Below are 19733 nucleotides of genomic sequence, written 5' to 3' on the forward strand. Positions count from 1 at the left end.
AATGGCCTGTTTTCGACCAAAGTTGCTTATACAGCTAGGGTTGCAATTGCGTTGAATCGCTAAATTCTTAAAATCGTGCGACTTTCGATGAGGCTGGGTGTCAGCTTCGTCGGCCATTTCTTCCCTAGTCTCGCTAGGTTTGCAGGATGTCAAGCCCGTTCTCTCTATTCCGAAAAAACCAACGTGTCTGGATGGCTTTGCTAGTCGTCCTGGCGATGGTGTCCTTTATCATTTTGCCAATGCTTGGTTCCTTGGGGGATCCGACCGGCGTTGCTAATCGCACGACCGCCGTCCGATGGAAGAATGGTTCAATGAGCATCGACGATGTCAGAAATCTGACGGCATCGTACCAGCGATCCTACCAATTTTTGGATCGGCTCGCTCGCGAAGTCGTCCAATTAGGTGGACGGCCAACCGTTCCACGCTTCTTCCAAAGCGGCACCGAGATCGATTTAGGGCTTGAGCGTCCGGTCGACGCCAGCGTCGCGATTCAAACCAAACTGCTGGCTGATGAAGCTCGTCGCCACGGCGTCAATATCGACGACGAAACAGTCGACATCTACATCCAAGAGCTGACCAATGGCAAAATCTCGCAAAGCCGATACTTGGAGCTGATGCGTGAGACAGCCGGTCGCGATTTGAACCGCTTCCAGCTTTATCGTTACATCAAAGACGAAATCAGCAAGCAACTGTTGCTGCAAATGCAGTCCGCTAGCTTGGGCTACAACGGCGGCCCATTGGTTACGCCCTCGGGCAATTGGGATAACTTCCGTCGCTTTGAACAACGTACCAAGATCGAAGCCTTCCCAGTGTTCACGCAATCGTTTGTCGATGAAGTCAAAGGCGAACCGACTGACCGCGAGCTGCGCGAGATCTACGAAACCGGCAAGAATTTCTTCGCTGGCTCAGTCAACACGTCCGAGTTTGGCTTTGCGGAACGTTATGCAGCCGACTTCGAGTACGTGAGAGGCTACTTGGATCGCTATATCGCTGAAGCCAAGAAGAACGTGACCGAAGAAGAAATCAAAGCGGAATACGATCGCCGCATAGGTTCAGGCCAATATCAGGAAGAGGACAAAACCGGCAGCTTGGAACCCACCACACCAAGTAAATCGACCGAGCTAGCCGAAACGCCCGCTCCGTCCGATACGCCAGAGCCTGCAGCCACGACGGAAGAATCCAATGTGCCAGCAGAGACGGATACGCCTGCCGAACCTGCGGCGGAAACGCCCGCCGAAAGTGAAACACCCGCCGATACGCCTGCCGAAGCGGGAGCTCCCGCCGCGCCAGAAACACCAGCCACCGGCGATTCAGGCAGCCAAACTCGCACCAATTCGTTGCGATTGGTCGCTTTCCAAGACGAACCGACTGCTGAGACGGCTGAGCCTGCGGGCGATGCCGACGCAGTTGCGGCCGACGATGCGGTCCCGGCCGAAACTGGGCTAACAATTACTGACTCGCCTGCGGAAGAGGCAACGCCTGCGGAAGCAGAAACGGCATCTGATGCCGCGCCAAACGCCCCAGAAACGTCCGCTCCAGCGAACGCCAAACCTACGATGCGCACCAAAACGCTGGATGAAGTTCGCGACGAAATTGCAGAGTCACTCGCATACGGGCCCGCCCAAGAGAAACTCCAAGAGGCTTTGCAAAAGGCACTGGCCGAAATGGAAAAGTACCAGCAGGAGATGCAATACTTCTTGGACGCTGAACGCACGGGCTTTGACAAAGTCGCCAAGCCTGCGCCGCTGGATTTAGCGAAGATCGCTGACGCCAACGGCTTGGAGTATGGCCGCACCGGTATGCTGAATCAAGTGACGGCAATCGATACCGATTTGGGCAAGAGCTTTTTCCAAAGTCAACGCTCGTTTTCGGCGACTCGCTTTCCGGATTTGATGTTCAACAAGCAAGTGCCGTTGTACGTTCCGTACGGTTTCGATTCGCTAGGAATTGGGTCATCGCTGTCATCGTTCTTGACATGGAAGATCGAAGAGAAAGACGCTTATGTTCCCACGTTTGAGCAAGCTCGAGCTAACGTTGCGGCCGCATGGAAACAAAAGAAGGCTCGCGAGTTAGCGAAAGCGCGTGCCGAGGATCTGGCCGCTCAACTAATCAGCAAGGATGGCTGGGAATTGGTCTTGAACGAAACCGAACAGGCACTGGTTTTACGGCCGACGCCTTTCACTTGGCTGCAACAACCGTCCTTCACATCGCGTGAGATCATGACTTCGTTGGTTGAAGGCATTGGGCCAGTGGATAACGATTTTATGGAGCAAGTCTTCGAGACCGAGCCGGGTAAATATGCGGTAGCGCCCAGTATTAGCCAGGATCGCTTCTTTGTGTTCAAAGCGATTGAGCGGACGCCTAACGACAGTGATTTGCTACAGAAGTTTGCTTCCAATCCGCTGAGTCCTGCGACACAAGCATTGGCCAGTGCGCAGTTGCAAGTCTTGCGAGCAGCATGGTTCGACAAGTACCGCGAGGACCTCAAGCTGGACATGTCCGCTTTGACCTCCGAAGAGTAATCCCAAAGTAGCGGCACACTCCGCTGTGCCGTAACAGAGTAGTAGGCACACTCCGCTGTGCCGTCAAAGTACTAGGCACACTCCGCTGTGCCTGCTACAGAACTGTGCGGGCGGCACACGGAGTATGCCTGCTACCATTCCCTAACGCATACTATCCATGAAGCTCCCACAAGGTTTTCAATTCGCAGGCGTCTCAGCGGGCATCAAAAAGAAGGCCGCTTCACGCGACGTCGCGCTGGTCGTCTCCGATCAACCCTGCACGATCGCTGGCGTCTTTACCACTAACCAAGTCGTCGCGGCACCTGTGGTCATCTCGCGCCAGCGCTGCCCACGCAGCGACCTGCGAGGCATCGTCATCAACAGCGGCAACGCGAACGCTTGCACCGGCGAGCTTGGTTACGCCAACGCTTTGGAAATGTCACGGCTCGCAGCCGAATATGTAGGGAAAGCTCAAGGAAGCCCGATATCGGCCGAATCGTTCTTGATCATGAGCACCGGCATTATTGGGCATCAATTGCCGATGGGCAAAATTCGTTCTGGGATCGAAGCGGCTAGCAACGCTTTATCCGCAACCACGGAAGGCTTCATGGCCACCAGCGATGGGATCATGACCACCGACGCTACGCGGAAAATAGCCGACTGCACGGTGACCATTGCCGGGCGCAAGTACTCCATGGTCGCGATGGCCAAAGGCGCAGGCATGATCGGCCCTTCCATGGCAACTATGCTAGGCATTGTCGTGACCGACGCGCCACTGACGGCCGATCAAGCCCAGCGGATGTTGCAATATGCAGCGGACCGATCTTTCAATTGCATCAGCGTAGAAGGCCACACTAGTACTAACGATTCGCTAGTACTGATGGCACAGTGCCCCGGCGAATTGCAGCAAGAGTTCGACGGCGATGAATATACAGCCTTCCGAGATGCGTTAACTTCATTGTGTATTCAGCTTGCCAAAATGATTCCAGACGATGGCGAAGGGGCAACGCATACGATTGAGATCATGGTGTGCGGAGCTCGCTCGGACAAGGACGCTGATACAATCGCGCGGACCATTGCGATGAGCAATTTGGTGAAGACGGCGATCTATGGCAGCGACCCAAACTGGGGACGTATCGTGTCCGCGGCCGGTTATGCTGGTGTCCCGATCAAGGTAGACGCGTTAAGCTTGTTTCTCAATGGTCACATGATATTCAGCCAAGGCCAGCCAGTTGATTTTGATGCCAAGCAGGTCAGTGCCTCGATCCGTGAGAAGCGGAACACGAACATTGAAATGGTGGTTGGATATGGAAGTGGCACAGCGACGCATTGGACCAGCGACTTAGGTTGTGCGTATGTCGAGTTTAACTCGGAGTATTCGACATAGGCTTGCCTGTTCCTACTCTCACGTTGAGGCGAGCGGCAGGTGGAATTCTGCCAGCCACACCTTTGTACGACGGACTTCCAACTGCAAGTAACCCTCCTGCGGCTGATCGAGGTGTGAACGGGGACCGAGGTGTGAACGGGGAGGTGTGAACGGGGAGGTGTGAACGGGGACACACAAGCATGCTCTCGACCATTTCTGCGGCTGCCTTACCGAATATCGCCACCTTGCACACCGGCACGCTAAGATCGCATAACGCCAAATTGGTAGCTTAGGCAAACTGTAGCGATGACCTACGACTTGGTTGGTATCGCATTGCATTATCGGCTGAAGAATCCCTCCCCCCGGCTCCGATAGGCAGATGGAGATACGGACTTATAGTTCTGCTAAATCAATGATTGATTCGCAGCCGGTGCAAAGGAGTGCACTCCCATGCCAACACGCAAAACCTCGTTATCGCTGGCCATTCTAGCCGCGTGTGTTTCCGCTCCGGTCCACGCCCAGGAGGAAGTCGAAGCACTCGCTGCAATCGCGGCGGCAGATGCCGCTCCATTGGCGGCGCCTGCAGCGCCAGCTCCCACGTTGTGGAATTACTTGGGTGTCCCCACCGGCATGCAGAAGGTACGCGGAGCACTCACCAATCGCCGCGGAAACCTGCCTGCCACTGAGCCCAGGCCGGGACTGACCGCCTTGAACGCTCCCCAAAACTTAGACTCCCCCGTCCCGGCGATTCGTCGAGCTGCAGAGATCAAGCAAGAGGAAGATTTAGCACCACAAAAAATTAAATCCGTTAAATACCTAGCGACCATTGGTTGTGGCTGTTATGACGCGGATGGATCCGTGACTGACGCATTGATTGCCGCTTCGGAGAACTGTACGGAGTCGGTGCGACTGGCCACTGTAGAAGCTATCCATGATGCAGCCAGCGGAAAATGTTGTTCGCAGTGCGGCCAAACTTGCTGTTGCAATGACACTTTGAAGAAGAAGCTTGCCGAAATAGCTTTCGACGTTGACGAAGCTGGCTGCTTTAAAGAACCGTCCAAGCGAGTTCGCGTCGCAGCCTCTGCTGCCTTAGCCGCTTGCTGTCCTAGCACAACGCCACCGATCATTGAAGATTACGCCGAAGCGCCTCAGGATCTGCCCAAACCCACGCCGGTACCTCCCAGCATTGCTCCCGAAGTCAACCCCAGCGATGGAAAGCAGATCGCGCCGGAAGCAGGTAGCTTAACGTCCGCATGGGGACACAGCGGATTTGGTCCTGCGATCGGCACCAATCCGGTTGCTCAACACCCCGCTACTGGTAATGCAATGCAGTTGGTCTCACGCAGCGGGAGCTTTGCTGGCGAGTTTGACAATGGTCTCGCTCGCATGCAAAAACTGCTTGCCTTTACGCCGCATGTTGGCAACATGACGCCTAACCCCGCAGGCGGAATCGTGTTGGCGTATGACGCGGTGAATGCGATTGCCTACATCCAGTTTGAGGACGTGCACCGGCACGTTGAACCTGGAACGCGGATGCAGTTGAATTCCGACCCACGCTTTGGCTCTATCCCCAAGGGCATTTGGGAAGTTGTCGAATCTTTGCCTGGCCAAGCGAATCTGCGCCCTATCCATCGATTCAGCAATGAATCGATACGGATCAGTGATCACGCAGTATTCGCAAGTGCACCGTTTGTTGCTGATGGCCAGTACCCCAATATGAATCGATGACAGCAGCTCCACCGTAGTGGAGTTTGTTAAGGATTCTTCTCGCACACTGCTGCGGATGCCGGTTCAACGAAAACGATGCGGGATCATCGGTTCAATGGGCATGGCTATGATGCTCCCTCCCCGGTCGCTCGTGGAACTCGCGGCCGACCCTCCTCCCGAACCGGGAGGGTAAAGAACTCGGACGCTGCTGGGTGTAGGCCGGAAACAAGTAATGGCCCCCCCCGCGTCGGTGCCGCCTAAGTTTATTTTGGATGGGCGATTGTTTCTGCGGACAGATTGGCCACAATACTTGCAATCGCAGCGCCTCGCTTATTTGATCCGCGTTCACTTCTTGAAAGGTAATTATGGTCCAGGTTAATCTGAAGAAATTGATCGACCGTCTCAATCCAACTTGCAAGCGAACGCTTGAAGGGGCCGCAGGTCTCTGCCTATCCAGGACCAACTACAACGTTGAGATCGAACACTGGGTCGCCAAACTACTGGAATCCAACTCAACCGATATCATAGCGGCACTGAACGCATTCGACGTCGATCTATCGCAACTGCAGCGCGACGTTACTAAGGCAATCGACAAGTTCAAGACCGGGAATGCGAAGCCACCAGCGTTGAGTCCTGACGTGGTCGATTGGGTTCGTGAAGCTTGGCTGCTAGCAGGCATCGAATACTCCGCCGCCGCGGTCAATTCAGGCCATCTGCTGTGTGCACTCTTAGGCAGCGATACGTTGTCGCGGTCCGCCCTAGCGATGTCCAAAGAGCTTGAAAAAGTATCTTCGGAATCGCTTCGCAAGAATATGTGGCAGATATCAGCCGACACCGACGAAAGCAAGGAAACACCGTTAGCCAGCAGCGATCACTCCGGCGCATCCGCCCGCGGGCCAGCTACCCCAGGCGGTCCCAGCCGTACGCCATCTCTTGACCAATTCACCATTGACCTGACCGATCGTGCTCGTAATGGCAAAATCGATCCGGTCTTAGGCCGCGATGCCGAGATACGTCAGATCGTTGATATCCTCACCCGCCGCCGTCAGAACAATCCTATCCTGACTGGTGAAGCGGGGGTGGGAAAAACTGCTGTTGTCGAAGGTTTCGCTTTGCGCATCGCAGCCGGTGATGTCCCCCCCGCCTTAAAAGACGTCGCCGTGCGCACGTTGGACTTGGGTCTGTTACAAGCAGGCGCTGGGGTCAAAGGCGAATTCGAGAATCGACTGAAGTCGGTGATTGACGAAGTGAAGGCGTCCGCCAAACCAATTATTATGTTCATCGATGAAGCGCATACGTTGATCGGTGCCGGCGGATCGGCTGGCCAAGGGGACGCAGCCAATTTGCTGAAGCCCGCGCTGGCGCGAGGTGAATTGCGAACCATCGCAGCGACAACTTGGGCCGAGTACAAGAAGTACTTTGAGAAGGATGCCGCTCTGGCGAGACGTTTCCAAGTGGTCAAAGTGGAAGAACCGTCGGAAGCCGTTGCGATCGAAATGATCCGCGGTTTGACGGATACCTTGGAACTGCACCACAGTGTTCGCATCTTAGACGAAGCGATCGTCGACGCCGTGAAACTTTCCAATCGCTATATCAGCGGTCGCCAATTGCCCGATAAAGCGGTTAGCTTGATCGATACGACCTGCGCGAGGATCGGGATCAGCCAGTCTTCAACGCCCCCTGCTCTAGAAGACGTTCAACGTCGCATCGACCAGCTTGGGGTATCGGAGGAGATCTTGCAACGTGAATCGCTGACGGGGTCTGACCATGCCGAACGCATGCAAGAAATCGCCGCGGAACGTACGCGTTTACTGGACGAGCAGACCAAATTGCTGGCGCGCTGGGAGCAAGAGAAGGAATTGGTAAAGAGCGTCAGTGAGCTGAGCGATTTGCTGGAAGGGCCGCGTCGCAACAAAGCGAAACCCAAAGCGGCCGAAAAGACCGCTCCAGCCGCAACGGACAAAGCGGCCGCCGCCAGCAGCGATGCAAGTGAGGATCTGTCTGCAGAAGATCGACTCGCGAAGCTAACGGAACTGCGACAGAAGCGTGACGAGCTGCATAAGCTGCAAGGCGAACAACCATTGGTGCATCCTTGCGTCGATTCGCAAGCGGTCGCTGAAACCGTCGCGTCATGGACCGGAATTCCTGTTGGACGGATGGTGGCCGATGAAATCAATACCGTCTTGAATCTTAAGAACTTGATGGAAAAGCAAATCGTTGGCCAGGGGCATGCACTGGACCGCATCGCTCAGTCGATTCGTACTTCGCGCGCCGGACTGGCTGACCCACGTACACCCATTGGCGTGTTCTTGCTAGCGGGCACTTCCGGCGTGGGCAAAACGGAAACTGCGATCACTCTTGCGCAACTGCTGTACGGCGGCGAGCAGAATATGACGGTGATCAACATGTCGGAGTTCAAGGAAGAGCACAAAGTGTCCTTGCTGATGGGTTCACCTCCGGGCTACGTTGGTTACGGTGAAGGGGGCGTCTTGACCGAAGCAGTACGTCGCAAACCGTACAGCGTGGTGTTGCTGGATGAAATGGAAAAAGCGCACCCCGGCGTGCAAGACATCTTCTATCAAGTTTTCGACAAAGGCATGATGAAGGACGGCGAGGGTCGCGACATCGATTTCAAGAACACGGTGATCTTGATGACATCCAATGCTGGAACGGACCTCATCAAGAGTCTGTGCAGTGACCCCGAGACAGCGCCGGAACCAGACGCGTTTATTGAAGCGTTGTTTCCTGAGCTGCTGAAGACGTTCAAGCCTGCATTCTTAGGCCGCGTGGCGGTGATCCCATATTATCCGCTCAGCGATGAAGTGTTGCGAAGGATTGTGGAGCTGAAGCTGGGCAAAGTTGCCAAAAGGGTGGTCGAGAACTATCGCGCGAAGTTCACTTATGCGCCGGAGCTGGTGGAGACGATTGCCGCACGATGCACCGAAGTGGACACGGGAGCACGTAATGTGGATCACATTTTAACGCGTTCGTTATTGCCGGAGCTGTCAGCGGAGTTCCTTTCCTTCCTCGCTGAAGGCAAAGAGGTCAATGAGGTTCACATCGACATCGATGCGGACCAAAGGTTTGTGTACAAGATCACGTAGCACGCGGCCCGATGGGCTCGCGGTTAAACGAAAATTGATGCAAGATCGTCGGTTGAGTTAGCGCGGTTCACGGCAGCTCGCGCAGATAAATCTCTCGGAAATCGATCGGAGCTCCCTCGGACTCCAAACATAAATAGCCGCTGGCTGGCTGACAATCGGTTCCTCCAGATACCTCTTCGCCATTAACCCACAAACGAATCTCGCCGTTGATGCCGCGAACATAATACTGATTCCACTGGCCGACGCCTTTCGACAATTGCTTCTTGGGAAAACTTCGCGAACCATTGGGCGACAAAGGTGGAAAGGGCTTCATCTTCGACTGACCAACCGCGAACACATCGCCATGCGTTGTAAAGAAATCAGGCTCGCGATTGTTACGCTCGCGAAAGTACTCAATGTAGCCTAAGTCCAACATTTGGATCTCGATGCCACTCTTGGGCAACTCGCCAGGCGGCAAATCCTCCAGTGCAGCAGGATCAACCCATGCAAAAACGCCTGAGTTACCGGCTGATTGTAAGTGCCGCCACTGTATCAAAAGCTCAAAGTTGCGTACTTGATCTTTCGTCCGCGTTACGCCAATTGGTAGTCCGCTGCCATGCGCCATCGTGCCTTCCCAAACCAACGTCTGATCGTCGCCGTTGACGCGCACGAAATCTGGTTCGCTCAACTGACGCCATCCGGTTTGGGCCGCTACATCGAACTTAATTTCAGGTACAGACTGCCCCACCACGGTCGAACCATGCAAACAAATGCATAGCATCGCCCATCGGTATGAATGACCTTGCTGGCTTAATGATTGGATCAAACGCTGCAACGCGATGACGCTAGCGGAAATGTGGTCAGCAAGGGAAGCAAAGCAGAGAGCAAAGGGCTGGGAGTAAAGGTGGGTCATGACAATTGATTACGAATAGGGGACGCGTAGAAGGTTTGCACAAACTCTTCTAACTGTCGCATATTCGTAAAGCAATGTAAACGATCCATCTCGGGCAGATCGATCCAATTAGCCACGCGTCCACCGACCAAACAATTGCAATCAAGCGGCAGCTCACGCAAGAATTCCGAAAAGTCGGCCGCAAAGCTTTCGCGATTCTCCACGTGAGACACACTGACCCAAACCAAGTTGGGGCGGTAAGCATGGACGGCTTTGAGCAGGTTCGAAAAGGGAATGTTGGTCCCAAGATTGGTCGCTTGGAAGCCGTTTTGACGCAGCACCATCTCGACTAGCGAAGTTGGCAACAAATAGTCATCGCCCGACAGGGAACAGCCTACGGCGACTCGTCCACCGGTCGCTTCCGGCAGCAACCGTCGCAGTTCGTGCAGCGTTTGCAGCGTGATCCCCACGGCCCGTCGTTCTTGAAACACGTCGACTTTGCCCGTCGACCACGATTTACCGATCTCTCGGAAACATGGAGCAATCAAATCGTCAGCGACCTGGGAAATCCGCTCGCATATGGAAAAATGCTGAGTGATCAATCGCCGGGCGTCCAATTCGTTGCCGGAAACCAAGGCCGCCAGCAGCCGCTGCTGCTGAATCGTAACGTCGGTTTGCAGACCACGAAAATCGGATCTAGGCTCCGGCTCAGCTTCGTTTTTTGGAACAGCGGCCGATTCCGAATCAAAAATCTTTAAACGAGTTTCAAGCTGATTCGACTCTTCCAGTCCAGTCGAACTGGCGGTTTTCAGGAAAGAAGCGATAGCGTCGCGAGTGATTCGCCGATGCCCACCGCCCGTACGATGGAACTCAATCAAACCACGATCGCACCAGCGTTTCACAGACGATTCGCTAACATTCAGCAATTCGGCAACCTGCTTGGATGTGTAATCGTTCGTCATGGGCTGTGTAGTAAACCGGTAAAGAGTGAACGTTTTGACCGAATAGAATTCGTTCCAAAACCGTTCTACGAAGTGCGGAATGGTGTGGCAGGCCGCAACACGCTTAGTCAGTGTATCGCAAGTGGGCCTGTAAAACTATAGGCTTTGATCAAGGGTTTTCAATATAAAACCTATTCTTTTGCGAATTAGCCAGCCAAGCACTTGCCAAGTGGTAGCAAAAAAGCGTATAAATCTTGTGAACGATTTGAACGTTTTTCGGTTCGGGAACGTATCCCTTATAACCGATAAAACTGGCACGTCTGGACGGATTGAACGTTTCCACGCCCTCATGCCAGCACAAGCGGTCAATTAATTAGTATCCTTAGTAAAGGTTGTCGTCATGCCCGCTATGAAAACTCGCCCTGCGAAAGATTCGAACTCAGCTACCGTGGCTCTCGCGAAACCGAAAAAGTCGACCCGATCGACCAAGACCCCGAAGGCTGCCGCATCGAAGCCGCCCTTGAATGTGTCGAAGACAGATGTCTTTGCAACCGGCTCGATTCAAAAAGATTTCCAGGCATTCTGCCAAGCGCACTTTGCGGACTTGCGAGGTTTGGAGAAAACCATCGCTTCGCTTAAAAGTCCAATCGAGTTTATCGACAATGAAGTTTTTCCAAGCCACGAAGCTGAGCAGCTTGTGCTGGGCGAAACTTTGTTTTCTTTCGGAGGCGACGCTGGCGAACGGAAGCCGGTGAAGCTGGCGGACATGCCAGTCCATTTGGCTCGTCTGTGCGAAACTCGCTTGTTGAAGCCCGAAGAAGAGCGAGCTTTGTTTCAGAAGATGAACTACTTGCGATTTCTGGCCGAACGCATCCGAGCGGTCGCTCACCGCAATGGCGAACTGAATGAGAACGCGATTGCAGTGCTCAGTTTGATGCGAGCGGCGGATTGGTATCGCGATGCGATTGTCAAAGCGAACATGCGTTTGGTAATTTCGATTGTCAAGAAGTTTGTGAACACGAGCAACAACTTTGATGACTTGCTGAGCGATGGAATAGTGGCATTGATCCGGGCAGTGGACAAGTTCGACTTTGATCGCGGCTTTCGTTTCAGTACTTATGCGACGCAAGTGGTACGCCGTAATGCATATCGCAATGTGATGCAGAAGCAGAAGGAACGATTGCAGGTCACCGCCAGCCTGAGCGAAGGCGGTTTGGATATCAGCGATGAAGCAAAGCCTTCTTCGATGTCGGAAAGCCGCTGGAATGAACTGCGCACCAAGTTATCCGGTATGCTGGATACTTTAGATCGACGTGAAAAGTTGATTATACGAGCTCGTTTCTCTTTGGGCGGACATCGTAACGTCAAGACGCTACAATGCTTGGCAGATCGCTTGGGTGTTTCCAAAGAACGCGTGCGTCAATTGGAAAAGCGATCGTTAGAGAAGCTGCGTGGGATGGTTGGCAATCCCGCTTTGCTAGTAGACTCCGCTGAAGCGAACGAAGGCGAATAAGCGTCCGGCGCATGCTTGTCGAACGAATCGAACTTCGCTTCCTACTCCTATGAATGTGACTTAGTGATGAAGTTCGAAAAGCGATCGGTTTTTCCGACCACGATCCAGGAGCTGTTTGAGTTCCATAGTTCGCCTAGCGCATTAGAACGTTTGTTGCCCCCGCGGCAACGCGTTGAAATCGCCAAGCGGACGGCGTCTCTTGAAGTCGGTCAGCGGGCGGAATTGGTAATGACGATGGCCGGTGCCATCAAGCAACGGTGGTTGGCCGAGCATGTCGCTTACGATCCACCACACTCTTTTACGGACCGACAAGTCTCAGGTCCGTTTGCTAGCTGGTTACACCAGCATCGCTTTGAAGAAGCGGACCAGGACTGGTCGCAGTTGTCTGATGAGGTCGAATATGAGATTTCTGCTTTTGCACCGCTCAACTATTTGCTTCGCGGCTACATTCGGCGTGAACTGCAAAGTATGTTTGACTACCGTCATCGCCTGACCGAGCAGGACTTGCGATTCAAATCCTCATTGCCCGTTGGCCCTCCGCGACACATCATGATCAGTGGTAGTAGTGGGCTATTGGGCAAACGTGTTGTCGCGTTGGCCCTAATGCTGGGGCACCAAGTGTCGATCCTGCAACGCGTTCCCGACCAGCAGTCGGTCACAAGCTTTGCACACCAGCAACGTGAGAATGATCTGCCTGTCAAAGTCACTCCTTGGCATGTTGAATCGGGCATGATTCGATTATCGGATTGGCAAAGCGTCGATGCTTTGATTCATCTGGCCGGAGCGAACATAGCTGGGAAGCGTTGGTCCGATACGTACAAGCAGAAGCTACGCAGTTCGCGAGTCGATTCCACTTTGCAACTGGTACGTTATCTGAAGCAGCACGACGCTTTGCCGCAGGCTTGGGTGACGGCCTCGGGATTAGGTATTTATCCCGATTCGGCCGACAGGTTGCTGGACGAGCGGACGCAGCCTGGGTCTGATTTCCTGGGTCAATTGGCAAACGATTGGGAGCAAGCTTCGGCCTCAGTTGAAAACTCTGGCAAGCGTTGGTGTGCTGGGCGACTGGCGATGGTCCTGGATCCGCTGGGGGGGGCCTTGGTTCCATTGTTGTGGCAGTGGAAACTGTTCGCAGGAGGTAACCTTGGAAAGGGGAATATGTATTGGAGTTGGATCGAGCGTGACGATGCAGCGTCGGCATTGTTGTGGATGGCGCTGAATCCTAGCTGTCATGGTCCCTACAATTTGAGTGGCCGAGCGGTTAGTAATGCGGAGTTTGGTCGCAATCTATCGCGGATCTTGCGTCGTCCGAACTTGTTTGCTGCTCCAGAGATTGCAATACGTACGGCGTTAGGTGAGATGGCAGACGGATTGTTGTTGCGGAGCAATCGAGCGGACAGTAGTAAGCTGCTCGATTCTGGTTACCCGATGCGATACATTGAGCTTGAGCAGGCGCTGCGTCATTTGTTGACGTAGATGTTAGCAGGCACACGCCCGATGGGCACGCGGTTAAACGAAAACGAGGCGGGATTATCGGGCGCGTTGGCGTTCGTAGTACCGCCTTTAGGCGGAATGGCGTCGTTTTTAAAGCGAACTTCCGCCCAACGGTGGGACGTTGAGCAAGGCCCCCCAGCCAGCTCGCCTAGCTGGAGGCGAAGGTCAAAAGCTAAGCACTTCGTTTAACCGCGTTGGGCATCGCCCCGCGTTTGTGATATGGCCGATGAAGATGACGCGGCCCGATGGGCACACGGTTAAACGAAAACAAGGCGGGATTATCGGGCGCGTTGGCGTTCGTAGTACCGCCTTTAGGCGGAATGGCGTCGTTTTTAAAGCGAACTTCCGCCCAACGGTGGGACGTTGAGCAAGGCCCCCCAGCCAGCTCGCCTAGCTGGAGGCGAAGGTCAAAAGCTAAGCACTTCGTTTAGCCGAGTTGGGCATCGCCCCGCGTTTGTGATACGGCCGATGATGATGACGCGGCCCGATGGGCACGCGGTTAAACGAAAACGAGGCGGGATTATCGGGAGGGTGAAGAACTAAGTCACCGATTTTCTCACTATTAAAACAACTCCATTTGACATATTTGGCATGCATGCCAATACTTATATGCAGAGGGTCATCCCTCGTGCTTGTGACGAGCAGGTCCCGGCGATGCTCCGCCTTGAAAGCGGTGGCAGTCGTAACGGCTTAAGCCGCTTTCGTCCGTAACGCCCCGGAACAGGTTATCACGAGTCTTTTTTGGAAACGCAAACATGTTTGGAATTGGTCAAACTGAGCTAATTGTCTTGGCTATCGTATTGGTAGTGCTTTTTGGGTCCTCCAAACTGCCTTCCTTGATGCGAAATCTTGGTCGCAGTGCTACAGAGTTCAAAAAGGGGATGCGAGAAGAGGTCGACGAACCTACCGATCGCGTCGAAAGCCGCAAAGAAGACACGATCAACACCTAAGACTACTGCATAGGGTGCTGATATGTTTAGCGGACTTGGTTACAGCGAGATGCTGCTGTTCGGCGTCATCGCGCTGATTCTATTTGGTTCTCGATTGCCAGAAGTCGCTCGCAATTTGGGCGGCAGCTATCGCGAATTGAAAAGGCATTTGAACGACTTCCAACGCGAATTCAACGCGATCGAGAAGTACGAACCGCCGAAGCGACCGACCTACGAGCAGGACGAAGCGGAATCGAAATCGGAGGCTGTGGCAGCAAAGAAAACTCCACGCTTTGTGCCCCCGCCCGCCGACGACGACAAGGCTGACAGTTGAGAAAAACTTGCACGCTGGTGCAAGTTTGATTAACGCTTGACCGCCTTTTTCCTCACAGACTTGGCGGCCGCCTTTTTCTTGGCGACGGTACTAGGCTTCGACCGGACCTTCGCCTTCGCGACCGGCAATGCACTAGAGGACTTCTTGCGTTTGGCCTTCTTAGCGAACGCTTCGATTTCAGACTTGAACTTGGATTCGACCTTGTCGCGATCCTTTGTCGTATGCTTGCGAGCATAACAAGCAAGCTTAAACGCCAAATCTTCTCCATAGCGATTGAAGCCGAACGAGATCTTTTGTCGCTGCCCATCCTCAGTCACCCAAGAAGCGCAGTACGCATAGTATTCTGAATCGTTGTATTCACGACTGATGGAATACGCCAAATGGACGCCAACCACACCGGTCGAGTTGCGGTGGGTCAGCAGTCCCCGCGTCGCCCTCTGCCGAGCTGGACCGTACTGCTCGAGCAATTCTTGATAGCGAACTTCGGCCGCCTTCTTGGCCTTGCGAGTCCCACCGTGCTTGCTGTCGGAATAGAACTCGTTGATCCGATTCCCTTCGCGACACAACCGAACCATAAATCCGTTTGCGTGCGAATCTTCATCTTCGAACCTAGTGATCCCTTGGCCAGCTCGATAAGTTGGCATACCCACCCCTTCGTGATTCAGTCAAGCAAGTTTCTTGCCTCGATCTCACAGCGGGATCGAGGAATCATTTCGCAACCAGCTTATTGCGAACGCTCTTTACGGTCGCAAGCAGATTGTTTTGGGGCGTCGCAAATTTCTCAAGCCCCTCGGACATCAGTTTGGCCTCTAAATCTTCCATGTCAATCGCCGCATCCAGTTCTTCCTGGATCGACTCGGCGGGCAGCTCACGAACTTGGCTGGTAAACTCCATTCCGCTGGCGGCCACGGCATCGTTGGTAGCGGGTGGGTTCGTTTGTATATCAGAGCCAGCCAATGCCGCCACGTATTTCCACGCGGGGTCTTTCGGATTCTTGGTGCCGGTACTGGCGAAAATGATTTCTTGTGAAAGCGGCGTGGGATGCGATTTCCAAAACGCTTCATTCATCGCAAAGATCCGTTTGGCGTTCAAGATTCCATATTCGCCTTGGGCTGCCGAGCTCAATTGCGGACAATGTGTTGCCGTGTACTGATCGATGCGCGATACGAAGATGCTGTAGACGCTTTTGAGCTGCTTAAGGTCAGACAACTGCTGTGCCCCTTTCCAAACGCTGTCACGAGCCGCGATGTATTGCCGTTGAGTGAACACCAGCGTAACGTTCAAGGTCACGCCTTCGGCCACCAAGGTTGGCAAGGCAGCGATCCCCGCGGGCGTAGCAGGGATTTTGATCATGCGGTTTTTGTGGCCTGCAGACCACTTACGGCCCAGTTCAATGTAAGCAGCAGTCCGGTCCGACTGCGATAGTTCGCCAGCGGGATCATCAATCAACGGGTCAAGTTCAAAGCTAACCCATCCAGCATCGCCACCTGTGCTTTCCCAAATCGGCAAAAACTCCGCTTGCGCTTCTTGCACGATATGGTCGTTAACAGCCCAGCATATATCGTGATCGCTTTTCCCCTCGCTGGCCAATGATTGAATCATTTCATCGTAAGCGCCCTTCTTGATGAGGTCAGCGATGATGATCGGATTGCTGGTTGCTCCGACCGCTCCCCACTGGATATTTTGTTTCACCAGTTTCGGATCGACCGAGTCCAGATAAAGTTTCGTTCCAGTTGCGATCAGCGATTGAATCGATTTCGTCATGATAAGATTGCTTTAGACTTTCGTTAGATATGAGACGTTACGTACATCGAGTTGTGCGATAAGATGTAGCGGCATAAGCGTAAGCTAGCTGCTTACCTAGCTGCTACACAGTCCGCTCATTCTAACGCATCGACAGCAAGTGGTGAACGACCCACACCCGCAAGACCGTGTAATGGTACAGAGGTTGTGGCTAGACGAGCGGCAGAAGGAAACGTACCCAATGTAGTGGGGCTCGCTAGAAATCCCGGAATAGAAAGGGAACTCTGGCGAGTCGCAATACGGTAAAATAATTGCCGCCGCTCGCCTTACACAAATTTTTATTGCCGCTGCCATTGCCCAAGTGACTGTGCCTGCCACCTCCCCAACTTCGTCCAACATCAGCGTCAGCGAAAATCGCTGGGAGCGTTGGTTTCCCAGCTTGACGATGATCAAGTCCTATCAACGTGGCTGGTTCCTGAAAGACATGATTGCGGGCTTGGTCATGACCGCGCTGCTAATTCCCGTCGGCATGGGTTACGCTCAAGCATCGGGTTTACCGCCTATCTTTGGCTTATATGCAACCATCGTCGGCATGTTGACTTACGCGGTGTTCGGTCCCAGTCGCATTCTGGTGCTTGGTCCCGATTCGACGCTGGTGGCTTTGATCGCCGCAACCATCTTGCCACTAGCGGCGGGCAGCCCGGACCGAGCGATTGTGCTGGCTGGGGCGCTCGCTGTCTTCAGCGGGTTGATCTGCGTAACGGCCGGTATTGCGGGGCTAGGTTTTCTGACCGAGTTGATTTCTAAACCGATCCGTTACGGCTATATGAATGGCATCGTGTTGACGGTTCTTGTCAGCCAATTGCCAGGGTTCTTGGGATTCACCACTGCCAGCGGCGGCTTTATAAGTAGGACTAGGTTGCTGTTTGACGGCATCGTGCAGGGACGCGTGAATTGGATAGCATGTTTGATCAGCACCTGTTGTTTCCTCATCATCATCGTATGCAAAAGATGGTTTCCCAAAGTTCCAGGAATCATGATTGCCGTGATCGGATCAACGCTGGCGGTTGCATTTTGGAGGTTAGATGTCTCCGCAAATCTTTCGATCGTCGGTGCTTTACCGCAAGGCCTACCCGCGCCGCGCTTGCCGCTTGTTAGTTTGCAAGACATGCAAGCGATGTTCTCCGGCGCACTAGCGATCGCGCTGGTATCGTTCGCAGACACCAGCGTCTTATCAAGAGTCTATTCTCAACGGGGGGGCTACCGCGTGAACTCCAATCAAGAACTGATGTCACTAGGACTAGCCAATGTGGCCGTCGGTTTCTTCCAAGGGTTCTCCATCAGCGCTAGCTCCTCTCGCACACCAGTCGCCGAACAAGCGGGCGCCAAGACACAAGTTGCCGGCGTGGTTGGCGCATGCTGCATCATGTTGCTACTGCTAGTGGCACCCGCGTTGCTGACCTACTTGCCCTTGGCGGCGCTCAGCGCTATTGTCATCAGCGCTTGTTTGAGCCAACTGCAGATCGAGGGCGTTTATCGACTGTATCATTTGCGTCGCAGCGAGTTAGCGTTTTCGCTGGTCTGCTTTTTCGGCGTGGTGCTGCTGGGCGTTGTGCAAGGCATTTTCCTGGCCGTCGGTCTTGCCTTCCTTGCATTTGTGTGGCGAGCGTGGCGGCCTTACACCGCAGTCCTAGGTCGCGTGGACGGTCGCAAAGGTTACCATGATATCTCGCGGCATCCCGATGCGCGGTTGATCCCAGGCTTGGTGTTGTTTCGCTGGGATGCTCCGTTATTCTTTGCAAACGCCACTTATTTTTATGATCACGTACTTCGAGCGGTCGCAAGCGCGCCGACCAAGACCTCTTGGGTCGTGGTGGCCGCTGAACCGGTAACGGACATCGACATTACGGCCGCCGATATGCTCCAGCAATTAGACCAACACTTGCACGACGCGGGCATGGACCTGTGCTTTGCGGAAATGAAAGGGCCCGTGAAGGACTTGCTCAAGCGTTATGGGATCTTTGAACATCTTGGTCCCGAGAACTTCTTTCCTACGATTGGCCAAGCGGTTGATCGTTATACCAAAGTCCATCGAGTCTCTTGGAAAGACTGGCAGGATCAAACTTGACCAACCGCATCAGCGCCATTTAGTTTAAGCAGTTTGTACAGCTTAGGCATTGTTTGTTGACGCTTCGGATTGCGCCGCCAGCGTCTCACTGAGCTGTCGAAGTTTGGACCGACGTTGAAATAGGTCATACGTGTAGATTGCCAATGACAGCCATACCAAACTGAAAGCAATCCAGCGTGTGGCTGGCATCGCTTCTTGATACAGCAACCAACCGATCAAAAGCCCGATCGATGGCCCCAAGTATTGCAACATGCCGATGGTAATCAGGCTTGTACGCTGCGCCGCATAAGAAAACAGAAACAGCGGGATGGTAGTCATGGGCCCGGAACTGACCAACAAACACCAATCCCATGGGGTCCAATCCATGACATGGCTAGACGCGCTCACGGCGCACCACGCCAGTGCGAAAGGCACCAAGATGGCGGTTTCGATCACCAATCCGATGCCCGCCGTAAGCTTGGCTTGTTTCTTCGCCAATGCGTACAATGAAAAAGTGATCGCTAGCGTCAAAGCGATATAGGGAAAGGTGGATTGCGTTTGAAAACTATAGAGAATTGCGCTCGCGGCGATGGCGATCGCGACGGCTTGCCAGCGATTGACGCGTTCGCCGATAAAGATGACTGCCAAAATAGTGTTGCAAATTGGGTTTAGAAAATATCCCAGCGAAGTATCGATCACATGTCCGTTTTGCACTGACCAGATAAACAACAGCCAGTTCGCGGCAATTAGAATGGCGGCTGGCAGCGATGCTTTCCAGATGGCAGGCTGAGACATGGTCGACTTCAGTTGCCTTAGCTGGCCATTTCCAATGGCGACTACCAGCAGGAATACCAGCGACCAAATAACGCGGTGGCAGACAACCACTAAAGCATCGATGTGGGAGAACGACTTCCAGTAGATTGGCAACAAACCCCAGATCAGGAACGCGCCGACGGCGGCTGGGATCGCGAATTGGTTCGATTTCTCGACCGGAACCATCCAGAATATGCTTTCGATAGGGAGGAATAACGTGGGCAAATCTGGCCACACGAGCTATTGGCCAGATTAGAACACTTTGTCAGGGAAGCAGAAGGCGAATTGCCGCTACAGTCGCACGGCAAAA

The 19733-nt window shown here is 53.7% G+C and carries 14 protein-coding genes; 9 read left to right on the forward strand and 5 right to left on the reverse strand.

Features of this window, described 5'->3' with window-relative positions:
• The first annotated feature begins 146 nt into the window (after nucleotides 1-146).
• The 4 genes from SH302x_RS16590 (at nucleotide 147) to tssH (ending at nucleotide 8678) form a co-directional block, all read left to right on the forward strand.
• Nucleotides 147-2522 carry a SurA N-terminal domain-containing protein gene (locus tag SH302x_RS16590; protein WP_479363517.1) on the forward strand — a complete coding sequence of 792 codons (2376 nt, stop codon included), beginning with the start codon at nucleotides 147-149 and terminating at the stop codon, nucleotides 2520-2522.
• Nucleotides 2523-2679: 157 nt separating this feature from the next.
• A complete protein-coding gene (gene argJ, locus SH302x_RS16595) occupies nucleotides 2680-3888 on the forward strand; it encodes a bifunctional glutamate N-acetyltransferase/amino-acid acetyltransferase ArgJ (protein WP_479363518.1) in 1209 nt (402 codons plus the stop codon).
• Nucleotides 3889-4317: 429 nt separating this feature from the next.
• Nucleotides 4318-5595: a hypothetical protein gene (locus SH302x_RS16600; RefSeq protein WP_479363519.1), complete on the forward strand. Its 1278-nt coding sequence runs from the start codon at nucleotides 4318-4320 to the stop codon at nucleotides 5593-5595.
• Between the two features lie 344 nt (nucleotides 5596-5939).
• Nucleotides 5940-8678, forward strand: a complete 2739-nt coding sequence (tssH, locus tag SH302x_RS16605; protein WP_479363520.1) for a type VI secretion system ATPase TssH — start codon at nucleotides 5940-5942, stop codon at nucleotides 8676-8678.
• A gap of 67 nt (nucleotides 8679-8745) precedes the next feature.
• On the opposite strand, the gene SH302x_RS16610 is transcribed toward tssH, so the two are convergent.
• Nucleotides 8746-9570, reverse strand: a complete 825-nt coding sequence (locus SH302x_RS16610; RefSeq protein WP_479363521.1) for a 3-keto-disaccharide hydrolase — start codon at nucleotides 9568-9570, stop codon at nucleotides 8746-8748.
• Nucleotides 9567-10511 carry a helix-turn-helix domain-containing protein gene (locus SH302x_RS16615; RefSeq protein ID WP_479363522.1) on the reverse strand — a complete coding sequence of 315 codons (945 nt, stop codon included), beginning with the start codon at nucleotides 10509-10511 and terminating at the stop codon, nucleotides 9567-9569. The genes SH302x_RS16610 and SH302x_RS16615 overlap by 4 nt, the downstream gene beginning before the upstream one ends.
• 379 nt (nucleotides 10512-10890) lie before the next feature.
• Here SH302x_RS16615 and SH302x_RS16620 point away from each other — a divergent pair, with 379 nt between their 5' ends.
• The 4 genes from SH302x_RS16620 (at nucleotide 10891) to SH302x_RS16635 (ending at nucleotide 14760) form a co-directional block, all read left to right on the forward strand.
• On the forward strand, nucleotides 10891-12003 hold the full coding sequence (locus tag SH302x_RS16620; protein ID WP_479363523.1) for a sigma-70 family RNA polymerase sigma factor: 1113 nt from the start codon (nucleotides 10891-10893) through the stop codon (nucleotides 12001-12003).
• Nucleotides 12004-12069: 66 nt separating this feature from the next.
• Nucleotides 12070-13479 (forward strand): TIGR01777 family oxidoreductase, encoded by a 1410-nt coding sequence (locus SH302x_RS16625; protein WP_479369274.1) that lies wholly within the window; start codon nucleotides 12070-12072, stop codon nucleotides 13477-13479.
• A 773-nt stretch (nucleotides 13480-14252) separates the two neighbouring features.
• On the forward strand, nucleotides 14253-14447 hold the full coding sequence (locus SH302x_RS16630; RefSeq protein WP_479363524.1) for a Sec-independent protein translocase subunit TatA/TatB: 195 nt from the start codon (nucleotides 14253-14255) through the stop codon (nucleotides 14445-14447).
• A 22-nt stretch (nucleotides 14448-14469) separates the two neighbouring features.
• Nucleotides 14470-14760 carry a Sec-independent protein translocase subunit TatA/TatB gene (locus SH302x_RS16635; RefSeq protein WP_479363525.1) on the forward strand — a complete coding sequence of 97 codons (291 nt, stop codon included), beginning with the start codon at nucleotides 14470-14472 and terminating at the stop codon, nucleotides 14758-14760.
• Nucleotides 14761-14789: 29 nt separating this feature from the next.
• Here SH302x_RS16635 and SH302x_RS16640 read toward each other — a convergent pair whose 3' ends face one another.
• Nucleotides 14790-15404, reverse strand: coding sequence for a hypothetical protein (locus SH302x_RS16640; protein WP_479363526.1), 615 nt, complete (start codon nucleotides 15402-15404; stop codon nucleotides 14790-14792).
• 64 nt (nucleotides 15405-15468) lie between these two features.
• Nucleotides 15469-16524, reverse strand: coding sequence for a transaldolase family protein (locus SH302x_RS16645; RefSeq protein ID WP_479363527.1), 1056 nt, complete (start codon nucleotides 16522-16524; stop codon nucleotides 15469-15471).
• Nucleotides 16525-16870: 346 nt separating this feature from the next.
• Here SH302x_RS16645 and SH302x_RS16650 point away from each other — a divergent pair, with 346 nt between their 5' ends.
• Nucleotides 16871-18631 carry a SulP family inorganic anion transporter gene (locus tag SH302x_RS16650; RefSeq protein WP_479363528.1) on the forward strand — a complete coding sequence of 587 codons (1761 nt, stop codon included), beginning with the start codon at nucleotides 16871-16873 and terminating at the stop codon, nucleotides 18629-18631.
• A gap of 42 nt (nucleotides 18632-18673) precedes the next feature.
• Here the strand turns inward: SH302x_RS16650 and rarD are convergent, their stop codons facing one another.
• Nucleotides 18674-19609, reverse strand: coding sequence for an EamA family transporter RarD (gene rarD, locus SH302x_RS16655; RefSeq protein ID WP_479363529.1), 936 nt, complete (start codon nucleotides 19607-19609; stop codon nucleotides 18674-18676).
• Nucleotides 19610-19733: the final 124 nt, after the last annotated feature.

It is taken from the genome of Njordella calcicola, from assembly GCF_056494125.1.